General features: G+C 30.2%; 8 protein-coding genes, 2 pseudogenes and 1 riboswitch. All 10 genes and pseudogenes read right to left on the reverse strand.

Going from position 1 to position 16231, the window contains the following annotated elements:
* Positions 1 to 37: 37 nt before the first annotated feature.
* Positions 38 to 520 carry a prepilin-type N-terminal cleavage/methylation domain-containing protein gene (locus tag HMPREF0216_RS16205; protein ID WP_005210773.1) on the reverse strand — a complete coding sequence of 161 codons (483 nt, stop codon included), beginning with the start codon at positions 518 to 520 and terminating at the stop codon, positions 38 to 40.
* A 56-nt stretch (positions 521 to 576) separates the two neighbouring features.
* Positions 577 to 1779 carry a type II secretion system F family protein gene (locus HMPREF0216_RS02540; RefSeq protein WP_147576221.1) on the reverse strand — a complete coding sequence of 401 codons (1203 nt, stop codon included), beginning with the start codon at positions 1777 to 1779 and terminating at the stop codon, positions 577 to 579.
* Positions 1780 to 1805: 26 nt separating this feature from the next.
* Positions 1806 to 3491, reverse strand: a pseudogene (locus HMPREF0216_RS02545) (GspE/PulE family protein).
* A 97-nt stretch (positions 3492 to 3588) separates the two neighbouring features.
* Complete coding sequence (locus HMPREF0216_RS02550; protein WP_005210781.1) at positions 3589 to 4338, reverse strand: prepilin peptidase; 750 nt, start codon at positions 4336 to 4338, stop codon at positions 3589 to 3591.
* Between the two features lie 73 nt (positions 4339 to 4411).
* Positions 4412 to 4494: riboswitch (cyclic di-GMP riboswitch) on the reverse strand.
* 186 nt (positions 4495 to 4680) lie between these two features.
* Positions 4681 to 6309 (reverse strand): chaperonin GroEL, encoded by a 1629-nt coding sequence (groL, locus tag HMPREF0216_RS02555; protein ID WP_005210783.1) that lies wholly within the window; start codon positions 6307 to 6309, stop codon positions 4681 to 4683.
* 17 nt (positions 6310 to 6326) lie between these two features.
* A pseudogene (locus tag HMPREF0216_RS02560) lies at positions 6327 to 6610 on the reverse strand (co-chaperone GroES).
* A gap of 591 nt (positions 6611 to 7201) precedes the next feature.
* A complete protein-coding gene (locus tag HMPREF0216_RS02565) occupies positions 7202 to 8689 on the reverse strand; it encodes a 4Fe-4S dicluster domain-containing protein (RefSeq protein WP_040418636.1) in 1488 nt (495 codons plus the stop codon).
* A 268-nt stretch (positions 8690 to 8957) separates the two neighbouring features.
* Entirely contained in the window at positions 8958 to 9404 is a 447-nt protein-coding gene (locus HMPREF0216_RS02570) for a thioredoxin domain-containing protein (RefSeq protein ID WP_005210789.1), read from the reverse strand.
* A 147-nt stretch (positions 9405 to 9551) separates the two neighbouring features.
* Positions 9552 to 12335, reverse strand: coding sequence for a discoidin domain-containing protein (locus HMPREF0216_RS17590; protein WP_005210791.1), 2784 nt, complete (start codon positions 12333 to 12335; stop codon positions 9552 to 9554).
* A 19-nt stretch (positions 12336 to 12354) separates the two neighbouring features.
* Positions 12355 to 16179: a discoidin domain-containing protein gene (locus HMPREF0216_RS02575; RefSeq protein ID WP_005210793.1), complete on the reverse strand. Its 3825-nt coding sequence runs from the start codon at positions 16177 to 16179 to the stop codon at positions 12355 to 12357.
* Positions 16180 to 16231: the final 52 nt, after the last annotated feature.

Raw genomic sequence — 16231 nt, forward strand, 5'->3', positions numbered from 1 at the left:
AAGTGTAAAGCCAATGGCTTTACACTTTATAATTTTATTAATTGTTTTTATCGTATTTTGAACCTGCTGTAACTCCTGGATATATTTTAACTCCATCTGCATAATCTGGGTCAGCATCACTTGAAGCTGCTTCGCCTTCTACATATATAACAATTTCTCCATCTGTAATAGAGTACATAAACTGCGATCCTTGATAAGCTTTTGGTGCCGGAACATTATTAGTTCCACCTAAATATTCTACTAATTTTTCATTTGTAAAATCAGTAGCTGGTTCCGTATCCTCTTCTAAATCAATTATAGCATCTGTGTTAGCTGGTAATGTTTCATCTGCAACACATGCTGCAATTGCACTATATAAGCTCTTTGCATTAGCCATATCTGCACTTATGTTTGCTTTAGCTCTTATCTTACCAAATTGAGGTACAGCTATAGCTACTAATATTGCTATAATTGCAATAACTATGATTAACTCAACTAAAGTAAATCCTTTTTTCTTTTTGTTTCTTAAGTTTTTTAACATAAAACTTTCCCCCTGTGTATAATATTATTTATTTAAATTTTAAATTTAAATCTTATTTACATATTTCCATACATAGTAAACATAGGAATCATTATAGCTAATACTATTGTCCCGATGACTAATCCCATTACAACAATAAGTGCTGGTTCTACTAATGCTACTGTTGTTTGAATTGCTTGTTCTAATTCATCATCATAAAAATCTGCTGTCTTCTCTAGGATTCCATCTAACGAACCTGTTTCTTCTCCTATTTTAACCATAGAAGCAAGCATCTCTGGAAATACTTCAGAATCTTTTATAGGTAAATACATTCCTTCACCTCTAAAAACTCTATCTCTTACATTATGTACTTCTTCTTCTGCAATTTTGTTTCCTACTATATCAGCTATAATATCTAAACTTTGTGTAAGAGAAACTCCACTTGCTAAAAGTGTTGATAATGTTCTAGTAAATCTAGATACAATTATCATTTGATTCATATTTTTAACTACTGGAATTTTAAGCTTTATTTTACTTAATAAAATTTGTCCAAATTCTGTCCTCTTAAAGTACGTAAATCCAACAACAAAGCAAATTACAATTAATAAAATTATGTACCATCTTTTATTCATAAAAGAACTTATTGATATTAAAACTTTGGTTATAAGCGGTAATTCAGTGCCTGTTTCTGCAAACATCTCTAAGAAGGTTGGCATAACAAAAGTCATAATTACTATAACTGCAGCAACTGCTAAAACACTTAATACTGATGGATAAATCATTGCTGATTTTACTTTATTATTAATCTTATTTTCTTTTTCATAGTGAATAGACATTCTAAGCATAACTTCATCAAGCTTACCACTTATTTCTCCTGATTCAACCATTGATACTAATAATTGTGGAAATATATCATCATACTTCTTCATTGAAGCTGATAACATTTCACCTTTTTTAACATCATCTTCTATTTCAGTAATAGCTAACTTTAATTTTTTATTAGTTAACTGCTTAGATAATATATTAAGGGCATTATTCATTGTTACACCTGCATCTAGCATAGTGTAAAATTGTCTACAAAAAATTGAAATATCCTTTGTCTTAACTTTATCAAAAATACTTATTTCAATATTAGTACTTTCAATAACTTCTTCAACCATTAATGGATAAAGGCCATTTGCTGAAAGCATTGATATAACATCGTCCCTACTATTAGCCTCGTAATCTCCATTAATTTTTTCTCCGGTTGAATTCATTGCTCTATATTTAAACTTAGACAACTAATAACACCTCCCATGCTGCAATTTTATATTTCATTTAACATAGTTATTGTTGCAAGTTGAGTAACTGTTGTTACACCTTCTAATACTAACTTTTTACACTCTTCTCCTAATGTAGTCATACCATTTTTAATTGATATATCCTTATAAACATTAGAATCTCTAGTATCATTTATTGCATCCCTATGTTCTCTTGTAATTTCCATTATTTCATGAACACCACATCTTCCTAGGTCTCCAGTATTATTACAATATCCACAACCTTCACCTTTATAAAGGGTCAATTGCTTATCTTTATCTCCAATTAATATTTTTTTTTCATAAGCTGTCGCTTCATATTCAGTTTTACAGTAAGGACATATAGTTCTAACAAGTCTTTGAGCTATAATACCACTTATAGATGTTGCTACTAAATACGGTTCAATTCCCATATCAATAAGTCTAGTTATAGATGATGGAGCATCATTTGTATGAAGCGTACTCATAACTAAATGCCCAGTAATAGCTGCTTTAACTGCTATTTCTGCTGTTTCATCATCTCTAATTTCACCTATCATAACTACATCAGGGTCTTGTCTTAATATACTTCTAAGACCACTTGCAAAAGTAAGACCAGCTTTAGTATTAACATTAACTTGATTAATGCCATCTAATGTATATTCAACAGGATCTTCTATTGTAACTATATTTACATCATCTGAATTAATCTCATTTAAAATAGTATATAAAGTTGTAGACTTACCACTTCCTGTAGGTCCAGTAACAAGTACTATTCCATGAGGACTTTTTATAATTCTATCTAGCTTAGCTAAATTTTCTTCACTCATCCCCAAATTATTCATTCCAATCTTATAGCTACTTCTATCAAGTATTCTAATAACTACCTTCTCACCATTAACTACAGGTAATATAGATACACGAAGATCAACATCACTATTACCAATTCTAGTAATAATCTTGCCGTCCTGTGGAACCCTCTTTTCTGCTATATTTAAATCTGATAAAATCTTTATTCTGGTAACAAGAGGCGCTAAACTTTAAATTCCCAAAGTATTAATTTCTTGAAGTTCGCCATCTATTCTATACCTAATTCTTATATATTTTTCAAAAGGTTCTATATGTATATCTGAAGCTCTCATATCAATAGCATTTTTAAATAAAAAATCAACCATTTTTACAACAGGAGCATTCTTAACATCATCTATGCTTTCTACTACATTATTATTCTTCGATTCTAATGTTTCCCTTGATAAATCTTCTGCCGCTTTAAGTACCTTAGCACTACTATAACTAATATCAATAAATTTATTAATATCACTATTTAAAGCAATATAACATTCAACATCAAAGCTAGTAGAAATATGTACATCATCTATAGCAAATATATTAAGAGGATCTGCCATAGCTATTTTAATTTTATTTACACCATTAAATCCAAATGGTATTAGCCCATGTTTTCTACAAAGATTTTCTGTAATAAGATTTATTGCTTTCTTATCTAAATCTATAGTATTTAAATCTATCCTTGGAATTCCTGTTTGCTGCTCTATAGCCTCAATTATGTCAATCTCATTTATAAGCTTACTTTCAACCAGAATTTCACCAAGCTTTTTACCTAATATTTTTTGAGATTTTAAAGCTTCTTGAAGTTGATATAATGATATCTTTCCTGAAGCTACAAGTATATCTCCTAATCTACGTTTTTCTGCCATAGTTATTAATTCCCTTCAGTATAAAACAATTTGTTGCTAACAAAATTTATAAACATATATAATGTAAAATTTAGAACTACTTCGAATAAACTTTACATTATAATGTATTCATATATATGTTTATAATTGTATTTCCATATAAAATTGCTATAATTCCACCTATAGCTAAATATGGGCCAAAAGCTATTTCTTCTTTTTTATCTTTAGCCTTTGTAAGTAGAATTATTGTTGCAACTATTCCTCCAAGTACTACTGCTAAAAATAAAGTAACTATTATCCCCTTCACACCTAAAAATAATCCACAAATTAATGATATGTCTATATCTCCTTCACCCATACCATGAGTTAAAACTACAATAAGCCATATAATTAAAAAACCTAAAATTGCCCCTATGATATTATCGGCAGGAAAATTTTTAGTACTAATCCACTCTAAAATAATAAATATAATTCCTGATATAACTCCAAAAATAACCGTGGAATTATATACAAACTTTGTTTCAAAATCAACGAAACCTATTACTATCAACAAAGAAGCTAATAAAGAATATTTAAATAACTCTAATGAAAATCCAAATTTTAAATAAATAAGAATATATATAATACAATTCAAAATTTCAACTAATGGATATTTTATTGATATTTTTTCATTACACTTTCTACATCTACCTCGTAAAAAAATATAACTTAAAACTGGAACTAACTCTTTTGACTTAAGCTTATATCCACAACTTGTACAATGCGACTGTGGAAAAGCTATATTTTCTTCTCTAGCAATTCTATAAATACAAACATTTAAAAAGCTTCCTATACACAATCCTAATATAGCTACTAAAATCAAATACATTTCCCTCCTAAAAATACACTTTATTACTTATGTTTTATATAAAAAATGCTATATTTTAAAATCCATAAAAATTTTAAAATATAGCCGGTTGCACTATAATCTCTGTATATATAAAGTGCCCAAATAAATATATACTTCATAGATTCTATATTACTAAAATTAATGTTATTTATAATTAGTTACTTTTTATTACATAATACCGCATAATTATACTATAAAACATTTCTTTTTACAATTTTTTCTTATAAAAATAGAAGATATTAATATTTTAATACTAATATCTTCCATTTATTATGATTTATTTTTTATTTCTATTATTAAAATTTAAATATTTTCTAAATATTAATACATTCCGTCCATTCCACCCATTCCTGGTGCACCTTGCATTGGAGCTTCTTTTTGTGGAATATCTACTACTGCAGCTTCAGTTGTTAAGAATGTTGATGCAACAGATGCAGCATTTTGAAGTGCACTTCTTGTTACCTTAGTTGGATCAACTATACCAGCTTTAAGCATATTTACATATTCATCATGTAATGCATCATATCCCATTCCAACTTCAGAATTTTTAACTCTTTCAATTATTACTGAACCTTCAACACCTGCATTAGTAGCAATTTGTCTCATTGGCTCTTCTAAAGCTCTAACTATTATATTGATACCAACTTGAGTATCAGCTACTTCTGATTTTAATTCTGCAACTTTATTAATAACATTAACGTAAGCTGTTCCACCACCTGGTACTATACCTTCTTCAACAGCAGCTTTAGTTGCAGCTAAAGCATCTTCTATTCTAAGCTTTCTTTCTTTAAGCTCTGTTTCCGTAGCAGCACCAACTTTAATTACTGCAACACCACCAGCAAGCTTAGCTAACCTTTCTTGTAATTTTTCTTTATCAAATTCTGAAGTAGTTTCTTCTATTTGAATTTTTATTTGATTAACTCTATCTTTTATTGCAGAACTATCTCCTCTACCATTTACAATAGTAGTATTTTCTTTAGAAATTTTAACACTTTCAGCTTGACCAAGCATATCTAATGTAGTTTCTTTTAAATCTCTACCTAACTCTTCAGAAATTACTTGACCACCAGTTAAAATAGCTATGTCTTGAAGCATTTCTTTTCTTCTATCACCAAATCCTGGAGCTTTAACAGCAACACAATTAAATGTTCCTCTTAATTTATTAACTACTAAAGTAGCCATTGCTTCTCCTTCAATATCTTCAGCAATGATTAACAGTTTTTTACCTGATTGAACTATTTGTTCTAATACTGGTAATATTTCTTGAATATTTGATATCTTTTTATCAGTTATTAATATAAGTGGATTATCTAAAATAGCTTCCATCTTTTCTGTATCTGTAACCATATATGGAGAGATATATCCTCTATCAAACTGCATACCTTCAACTACATCTAATTCAGTACCCATTGATTTAGATTCTTCTACAGTAATAACACCCTCATTTCCTACTTTCTCCATAGCATCAGAAATTAATTTACCAATTTCATCATCAGCTGCTGATATTGCCGCAACTCTAGCTATATCTTCTTTTCCACTTACAGGCTTTGAAATTTGTAAAATCTCATTAACTGCAGTTTCTACAGCCTTTCTTATACCATTTCTAAGTAACATTGGGTTAGCCCCTGCTGTAACATTTTTTAGTCCTTCTCTTATAATAGCTTGAGCTAAAAGAGTAGCTGTTGTAGTACCATCACCAGCAACATCATTTGTCTTTGTTGCAACTTCTTTTACAAGTTGTGCTCCCATATTTTCATATGGATCTTCTAATTCTATTTCTCTCGCAATTGAAACACCATCATTAGTTATAAGTGGTGATCCAAACTTCTTATCTAAAACAACATTTCTTCCTTTAGGTCCTAAAGTTACTTTAACTGTATCAGCAAGCTTATCAACACCAACTTGCATAGCTCTTCTTGCTTCTTCACCAAATTGAATCATCTTTGCCATAATAAAATTCCTCCTAACTATTCTACTATTGCAAGAATATCATCTTGCTTTAAAATAATATATTCTTGACCGTCAACTTTTACGTCTGTTCCTGCATATTTTGAATTAATACTTTATTCCCAACAGCAACTTCCATTGGAATTCTATTCCCATCAACTACAGCTCCAGGCCCTATTGCTACAACTTCTGCTTCTTGTGGTTGCTCCTTTGCACTTCCAGTTAAAACAATACCACTTTTAGTTGTTGTTTCAGCCTCTAATTTTTTTATTACTACTCTATCACCTAATGGTTTTATATTCATAATACACCCTCCTAAAATTTAATTATTAGCACTCACCGTTATAGAGTGCTAATACCTTTATATATATAATATAATTTTAATGTTAATCTTTCAACAATTACTTTCTATATTATTACCTCTATATGGTCAAATATTACTAATTATATTAAATTATTTTCTTTTTACTTTAATTTCCATTAATTTATTAATAGATTCTCTTTATTTTATATCTTCACTATCACTCCAAATATTATCTATATATTGACTCAATTACAATATTGATTCTATTAATTCACTGAATCATTATTATTACAAATAAGTGATAATAGTATATTAATAATTATTTTAAATCTATTTTCTTACATATCAATTCTATCTATTTCTAATTTATAAATTGATATACTTAACACTATCCATATTAGGCAATATTTCTTTGTTACATAATATATATATATATTACACAAATTATAAATATGAAAATTAATAAATCTGTTAACAAAAAATTTCTATTTTCCAATTTAATATTACTCTTTTTAATAAAAGTAGGACTATATCCAATAAGCTAATGCCTCTTAATATAATCCTACTTTTTAATTATTAATTCTTACATCTTTATCTTTCTAAATTTACATCTTCAAACTCTTTAAGTGTATGATTTTTAAGTACAGCTTTAATAGTTGTTGTACTATTTATCTTAGTAAATGCACCTTTAGCTTTAAGTGGTGGTACCATGGTTCCTGCACCATTTATACACCCACCTTCACACATCATACCTTCAATAAAGTTTCCTGGCAATTTCCCCATCTTAGCAAGCGTTACAGTTTTCTTACATTCTAATCCTGAAACAGCTACCGGCTTAAATTCAACTTCTACCCCACTATCTGAAACATAGTTCTTAATAGCAGCTGTTAAACCACCTGCTGCACCAAAGCCTCTTCCAAATACAGATGCATCATTAACATTTTCCTCTTCACATTCAAATGGATTTACATCAAATGCTTCAAATAATGCAAGCAATTCTTCAAATGTTAAAACATAATCAACTGCATCAGCAATTCCAAGTCTAACTGCCTCACCTTTCTTTGCTGTACAAGGCCCAATAAATACAACCTTTGCTTCTGGATCTTTCTTTTTAATATATCTAGCTGTTGCAACCATAGGTGAAACTGTTCCTGAAATTTTAGTTGCTTCACTTTGATTAGTCTTTTCAATAAAGCTTAAAAATCCTGGACAACAAGAGTTAGTCATATACTTATCTCCTCTTTCCATCCTTTCAACAAATTCATTAGCTTCATGAACAGTTACAGCATCTGCTCCTAATGCTGCTTCTATCATATCTTCAAATCCAAGAGATTTTATAGCATTTCTTACTTTGCCATAATTCATTGTTGGTCCAAATTGCCCTGTTATTGCAGGTGCAACTACAGCATACATCTTTCTATTTCTACCAAGTCTCTTAGCTACTGGAACTATTAAACTCTTATCTGAAATTGCTCCAAACGGACATGCCCTCATACAAGAACCACAATTTACACATAATTCTTCTTTAATCATAGCTCTTCTATCATCTTCTCTAATATCTAAAGCTCCTGTTGGACACGCTCTTTTGCATGGCCTCATAACCTCTGATATAGCATCATAAGGACATGCTCTTTTACATCCACCACACTCTTTACACAATTCTTGATTAATATAGGCCCTACCATTAACAATTGTTATTGCTCCAAAATTACATGCTTCTTGACATCTATGTGCTAAACAATTTCTACATGAATCTGTTACATTAAATTTATTTATAGGACATCTATCACATGCAGCCTCAATAACATAAATAATTTGTTCATCTGGTCTAATATCTATTAAATCAGTATCAGCATTATCCCCATTTGCTAAATAACCTGCTGCAAGTTTAGCTCTTTCTAAAACTATAGCCCTTTCCTTATATACACAACATCTATATTGTGCAATATCTCCTTTTATTACTTCATAAGGAACTTTTTCTATACTTTCTAAGCTTATTCCATCAACCCTTGCAAGTCTTGCAACTTCAGTTAAAACTTCATGTTTAAGCTTTTTTAGTTGCGTCTCAAATTTAAACATTTTACCACTCCCCTCATTCTCTTCACCCACTTTAATTATACAATATTTTACCAATATTACTTTTATTTCTGAATTTTCTGAATTTTATTTTATTTAATAATTATTATTTAAATTCACTCTATATTTAAACTTATCTTCACGAGCTATTCATATAGTATATTCTAAGTAAATTTCCCTCGTTATAAGTTAATCTTTCTATCTTAAAAATTATTTATTATAAAAAAACTGGTAATTATGACAAAATAATTTAACCAGTTCAAATTAATATCTATTTCTTATCTAATTTATTCTTTACAACCCACTCTTCTAATTGCTCTTCTTCTGTAATTTCAAAAATTTCATCAATAATTTCTCCATCCTTTAAATAATACATTGATGGTACTGAATTAAAATCTTCAAATACAGTATTGATTTTCCTTCTATTATTTTGTACTTCTTCATCAGATGTTCCTTCTTTATCTAAAATAACTTCATTAATTTCTAAAGAATGATTTTCTAGATATGGAGTTAATACTTCTTTCATCTTTTTACAATCTTTACATGTTGATAATGTAAAAAGTAATATAGTTTCACTTTCTTCTTTAGCTATTGTTAAAGCCTCATCTAAATTTATCTCAGTTATTGACCCGCTAGTATTATCTCTAGTATATTGGTTACATCCAACAAAACTGAAAATCAATATTAAAGTTATTGCAATGTTAATAAATTTTTTCATAAATTTATGCCCCCTTAACTTAATATGTAATTTAAATTATTATTTTTTAGAATAAAGTCTTAAGAAACTCCCTAAGGAGTTTCTTAATTCTTAATTCTTAAGTTTTAATTCCTAAACTTTGATTTAGAATATTACTTTTTCTTCTTTTTAGACATCCCAAATCCTAAAGCAGATGTTAATGCCCCTTAATAATCCAATAGCTATTCCTGAAACTCCACCTGTATTTGGTAATTTTCCAGTGCTATTTGGTTTCTTTGTATCAGTTGTTGTACCGCCATTTGTTGGGTTATTAGCTGGTGTTTTCTCAGCTTCTTTTAATCCATCCATAGCAGCTTGTAGATCATCATAAGCCTTGTTTACATCTTCTTGAGTTGCTTCTTCATTAGCCATCTTTTCTTGTGCAGTTTTTAAAGCACTCATAACATGAGCCCAAGTTTCAGAAGTATACTTATTCTTATCTAAATTTAAAGCATTATTAATTAAAGCATTTAACAATTCTTTATTTACTTCTACTATTCCTTCATCTTCAGTTTCATCTTTTTCTACTTTTACTAAAGCATCTATAGCATCTAATAATTCAGAATTTGCTTCATCAATTTGCTCTTGAGTTGCACCTTCTAAAATATTTACTTCTATAGCTTTATTAAGCTTAACTTTAAATGCAGCAAATGAATCTTCAGTGTAATCTTCACTTAACAATGATTGTGCATTTTTAATATTAGCTTGTAACTCACTCTTATCTCCAGCTACTACCTCTTCTTTACTATCTATTTCTTCTAAAGCTTCTACAGCGTTATCTAATTCAGAAATTGCTTCTTCAATTTCTTCCTTAGTAGCTTCTTCATTAGCCATAACTTCTGTAGCTTTAGTTAGTTTAGCTTCTACTATAGCCCAAGTTTCATCTGTATATTTAGTACTATCTAAAGCTTGTACTTTATTTATTAAATCTTGTAGCTTATCTTTGCTTGGCTTTAATCTTATTTGTAGATATCCCTTAACTAAGGCATTATACGCCTCATTTACTTCATTTACTAAAGCATTTTCATCAGCTATTACATTATTAGCATCTTTAAGTGCATTTTGTAATGCTTCTAAAGTACTTGGAATATATTGTGCTAAATCTAATTCATTAACTCTTTCAACAAAAGCAATTAATTGAGTTTTATCTCCAGCAATAAATTCTAATAATTGCATAGCATTGCTTAATCTTTCAAATGAAGCATCAACTTGTGCTTGAGTGGCTTTTTCATTAGCTAATATAGCTTCTGCCTCTTCTAATGCAGCTAAGAACTCAGCTTTTACTACTGGAACCACCTTATCTAATTGTTCTTGAGTTACTTCTTTAGCTATCTCAACAGTAAACTCTAAGATCATTTTATCTGCATCTTCTACTTCTTCATTAATTTCTGTTCCGTAGAATGCTAATTCTGCAACACTTGCATACTTATTATTAGTATCCCCTAAAGATTCAAGAGCAGTAAATCTAACATATTGTGCCTCTGTAGAATTAAATCTTATTGGATTATAACCAGTATTAACTAAAGCAGTTCCAGCCTTATTAACTTCTAGCGTTCCAACTCTAACTTCTGTCCAATTTTCACCGTCTAAACTAGTTTCAATCATGTATTTTTTAACATGACCATTTTTGCTATTTTGTCTTGGTAAATAATCTATTTGATTAATATTATAAGCTTTATCAAGTTTTAATGTTAAAGAAACTGGTAAAGAATCTGATGCTCCATAAGCTGAATGCCATATAGAATCTTCATTTCCATCTACAGCATTTTCTTTTAAATCACCATCTGCTGTTGCTTCACTAGTAGCATCTATAGCTTGTATATTTTTAAAGCTTATTTTATTTTCTTCAATTGTATCTCTTTCTTCTAAGCCATTAATTGCAGTTCTTAATGAATTAATTGCATTACTTACTTCTGTTTCAGTTGCACTTTCATTATTTATAATCTCTTGAGCTGCCTTAATTGCATTTGTTAATTTTTCATAAGTTGATTTTGTATAGATTTCACTTAAATTAGTATATTCCTTAGTAGAATCTAACATTTCAATTAATAATGTTTTATCTGCACCTTCACCTACAGTTATAGTCTTTTCAACACTAAACTTACCATCTGCAGTTGTTGCAGTGATAGTAGCAGTTCCTGCTTTAAGCCCTCTTAAGTAGTAGTTAACTACATCTTCACTATCTACACGAACTACTTGAACAACTTCTTCATTATCTGATGTTACTCTATAATTTAAGTCATTTGCATTACTTGGTAATACATTTGCAAATATAGGTGTTATTTTATTAGGATATACCTTTTCAACAGTTCCTTCAGCAAATTCAATTCCTTTTACTGCAGCCCCTGTATTTTCATAGAATTCTATTTCATTTATAGCTAAAGTTTGCTTATCTTTATGAGAATCTAAAGCAGTAATTACTATCTTATCAAAGCTTTGTCCATTTAATTCATAAACTGTTGTAGCTGTTGTAATATTTGATACAGTACCTAAATCAATAGCAATGCCATTTAAATATCCAACTGCTTTTACTTCTTTAAGAGAAGCAGTGTTTATTCTTCCATCACCATCCATACGGTTATAAATAGTAAAGTTATCGAATTCTCTTGCACCATCAAATTCAAATGTCATTTCAAATGGAAGAGTTCCCTTATCTACTTGATCTGCACTATATACCCATTTTAAATCCATTCTTGATGAATCATCACTACTTGTAGTTCCATCAATTAATTTATTTAATCCCATTCCAGTTTGTAATTGAGTTTCGTCACCACTTACTGTTATACTGCTGCTATTAATCTTAGTTACCCCTAATTCTCCTTCTGGTAATTCGGCATCTAAATCAGTTATCTTAGCAACTGCTATCTTAGAATTTAACTTACTATCAACTATTAATCCATGAGATAATTCCATATCCCATTTAGTATCAACCTTAGCTTTTAAAGTTATTCTTTGCTACTGAATCTGTTCCCTTAACCTTTATACTATCTCCTATATTAGTAAACACAGTATAAATATCTTGTGAGCCATCAGTATGAACTCTAACCTTTGAAAGATTCTTCATAGTGCTTGTTAGTATAGTACCTGTTGGAGTTCCTACTAATTCATATTTATTTGAATCTAAAGGAATTGCTGTACTGAACGCATTAACATCCGATAATCCCATACCTATAATATCAACTGTGAATGTTTCTCCAGCTTTTAAATCAGTCTTACTTGGTAATAACATAAGTTCTCCAGCCATAGTATCATTAGATGGATTAATTCCACCTTCTAACTTACTAGCAACATATGCTATATCATAAGCATCAATAAGACCATTAGCATTTAAATCTGCACTTGAAACATAGTCCCAATCTGCACCTACTGTTGTTAATCCAGTATAGTTTTCAAGGAATGTTAAATCACCCTCTTCAATACTTCCACTATTGTTCCAGTCACCAACAACCTTACCTTCACTACCATCTAATTTATAAGGTCTGAACTCTCTCATTGTTAAGAAGTTTCCTATTGATTCTTTAGTAACAAGCTTAAAGTAACGAGCAGTTAATGGTGTATCAAAGTTAATAGTTTTAACTTCCCCATCAGTAGCCCATGCTTCATTTCCACTATCGGCAGCATTACTAAATACCTTTGTATAATTAACACCATCTAAACTTGCATAAATTTCAGCTCTTCTTACTGAACCATTACCATTATTTCTAAATAATAATTCTAATTTTTCAAGTGTATATGCCTTCTTCATATCAACTACAAATGGTTGATTTATTGCATTTCCTGCTGAGTGGAATTGTGAATTGTCATCTCCATCTAATGCATTTGCCGGTACATCACTACTATATTGCCCACCTGTCCATATAGCTTCCATATTCTTTGGTACATTACGATGTGGGTCTAAAGATGTTCTTGGAGAAACTACTTCGCTCCACTCTGAATGACCATCAGAATTTACACTACGTACACGATAATTATAAACAGTATCAAAATCTAATCCTGTATGATTATATTCATTTGATTTAATATTTTTAAATATTACTCCATCAATTTCAACATCATATGTGTCTGCACCTTCTACTTCATCCCATACTAATTTGATTGAATCTGAAGTTATGCTATCTTCAGGTGCTACAAAGTTTGTTGGTACTGATAAATTCTCATTTATTTCATTTTTAGTAACATCTTGAACATTTATAAAATCAGAAACTGTTAATTCTACTTCATTTTTAGTTACATCTGTTGACTCAACTTTAACATAAACCTTAGGTGTTGTAGTTATTTCAACACTTTCAAACTCTGAACCTTCAGTTGCATATTTATTTAAGTTTGGTGCTATATCATAGAAGTACATATTAGTTCCATTTTCAAAGTCTTCTAAAGATAAAGCTTCTGTTAATACAACATTATTTCCACCAACTTTAACAGTTAAGTTAGATGGCTTTTCACTTACATTAACAATAAATTCTGTTTCTCTTTCTGTAACCATGCCTTCATAGCTTCCAGTTAATAAACCTGTTTTAATTACAGCTGTACCTTTTCCTGTCTTTGGAGCAGTAGAAGTAATTAATGTAGTTGCAGATTTTCCTTCAAGATAATCTGTTGTTAAACCATCATCTTCATAAACTTCAAATTCTGTATCTCCACTTGGATATACTTCATAAATACGAGTTGAATCAACTATATCCTCTGGAGTATTATTAGGATTATTCATAGGAATGATAGCTCCATTCTTAACGAATAATGGTAATTTCCATATTGGTGCTTCGTAATTATTTAATACTCCACCACCTCTATATTGTGTACCACTGAAATAATCTATCCAAATTTGATCTTCATCTGGAAGATATATATCATTTCTTATATCATTTCCATTTGCATCACCTTCAGTATCTTGATATATTGGAGCAACTAAAAGGCTAGGTCCCCACATATATTGATATTCAGTGTTAGTTCCATAAGTATATGCATCTGGATATTCAAGCATCATCGCTCTAATCATTGGCACACCATCATTAGTAGCCTCGCTTGCAATACTATAGTTATATGACATCATTGAAGATTTTAACTTTAAATAAGTTCTATTAATTGATGTATATGGTTCACCAAATGCTTGTGGAATCTTTTTATTACTTCCCCATCCATCCATATCAAGTTGGATTGGAGTAAATGCTTTCCATTGGAAATCCCTTGTTTGAACTAATTTACTTCCTCCGAAAATACCATCCATATCAGAACCTACGTTAGGTTGTCCTGATAAGCCTGAACCAATGTAAGTTGGTATATGGAATCTAATATATTCCCAACTACCACCGTATTGGTCACCTGACCATATAGAAGCATAACGTTGAGTTCCTGCCCATCCATCTAGAGATACTACAAATGGTCTTGCATCATCCACAGAGTTATTTATAATTCCTTCTGCAGCTTGTCTAACTGAATTAAGTGCAAATGAATATCCTGCTCCAACCCATGCAACGTCAGTCTTAACTGCATTTGTTCCTGCAACTCCAACTTCTTTATCTATATCACGCTCTAAATAAGCTGCTTGATTTCCTGTTGGTTTTAAAGTACTTTGAGTCCAAAGACCTGTTTGTATTCCTTTTTCTTTTGCATAATCAACAAATTCTTTTAATTTTCCTATATTTCCATCAATAGTTTCTTCTCTACCATATCCACAACCATATCCATCATTAGGTAAAAAATATCCAAGTGGCATATCATTGTCTATATGGCTATCTAAATCCTTTTTACCATCTTCCATTAAAGTTTCTTGTCTATCAAATCCTGGTTTTTGTGTTTGAGATTCTTGACCTGTTTCATCATTTACCCAGTCACGAGCATAACAATTTAAATGTCCTAAATAGAATCCATACTCAGGTAATAATACTGGCTTACCTGTTAATTCTGTAAATTCATTTATTATATTTGTTGGCTTTTCATCTACAAAATAATAAGCATCAAATCTCTTTTCAGAGTGCTTTGCAATAACCTTACCTTCTTCAGTTGATGAGAAAGCATATTCTCCTGGTTTAAATGTATGTCTCATTACACCATAACCTTTAGTAGACCAATAGAATGGTGTTGGACTTGCAACTCCTCCATCTACCCAGTTATTCTCATTTTTAATATTGATAGTTTTACCTCTATGTGAGAACCTACCGTTTTGCATTCCTCCACCATAGAAATATTCATCGTCAGCTGCCTCTAAAGTTTGAACTGTTTCATTATTTTTATACTTTAATGCTTCTGCTTCCTTCCAAACAGTTTCTCCTGTAATTTTGTTTATTAATTCCATATTACTAGTAGATTTTTCTACTCTCAATTCTATTGAGTCTGTAGAAACAGTAATAATATCTCCATCTGTTACTATAGGTGAAACTATACTATATTCAGACTTATACTCATCTTCAGTTTTATCTATAATTTTAGTTATATGATCTGCAGCATTTGGAGTAGGGTCTTCTTGGAATTCACCTGTTGGATCCATATATATACGGAATACACCATTTTCTAAGAAAGAAACTCTTAACTTTTCACCAGTGGACAAATCAAAAGTGACTTTATTTTCATCTTGAATATAATTAGTTATTGAACCAATTTGTTCGTAACCGTTAACATCAACCTTAGTACTTACCTCTTCATTTTGATTAGCTAAGAACACATCTGCATACGCTGTTGTTGATGGTGTTACATAACTTGTTAATAACATCCCACTTAAAGTTGCGGCTGTAATTTTAGCCATTAACATTCTTCTCTTCATTTTTACCCCCCATTATATTAAATCGATCTGTTAAGTTATATGAACATTGCTC

Origin of the sequence: Clostridium celatum DSM 1785, from assembly GCF_000320405.1 — a bacterium.
Lineage (GTDB): Bacteria > Bacillota > Clostridia > Clostridiales > Clostridiaceae > Clostridium > Clostridium celatum.

What these genes read in the sequence shown, in the direction of transcription:
- HMPREF0216_RS16205 (WP_005210773.1), bottom strand. Translation starts at nt 520, where the DNA reads ATGTTAAAAAACTTAAGAAACAAAAAGAAAAAAGGATTTACTTTAGTT.
- HMPREF0216_RS02550 (WP_005210781.1), bottom strand. Translation starts at nt 4,338, where the DNA reads ATGTATTTGATTTTAGTAGCTATATTAGGATTGTGTATAGGAAGCTTT.
- groL (WP_005210783.1), bottom strand. Translation starts at nt 6,309, where the DNA reads ATGGCAAAGATGATTCAATTTGGTGAAGAAGCAAGAAGAGCTATGCAA.
- HMPREF0216_RS02565 (WP_040418636.1), bottom strand. Translation starts at nt 8,689, where the DNA reads ATGTTTAAATTTGAGACGCAACTAAAAAAGCTTAAACATGAAGTTTTA.
- HMPREF0216_RS02570 (WP_005210789.1), bottom strand. Translation starts at nt 9,404, where the DNA reads ATGAAAAAATTTATTAACATTGCAATAACTTTAATATTGATTTTCAGT.
- HMPREF0216_RS17590 (WP_005210791.1), bottom strand. Translation starts at nt 12,335, where the DNA reads ATGGAATTATCTCATGGATTAATAGTTGATAGTAAGTTAAATTCTAAG.
- HMPREF0216_RS02575 (WP_005210793.1), bottom strand. Translation starts at nt 16,179, where the DNA reads ATGAAGAGAAGAATGTTAATGGCTAAAATTACAGCCGCAACTTTAAGT.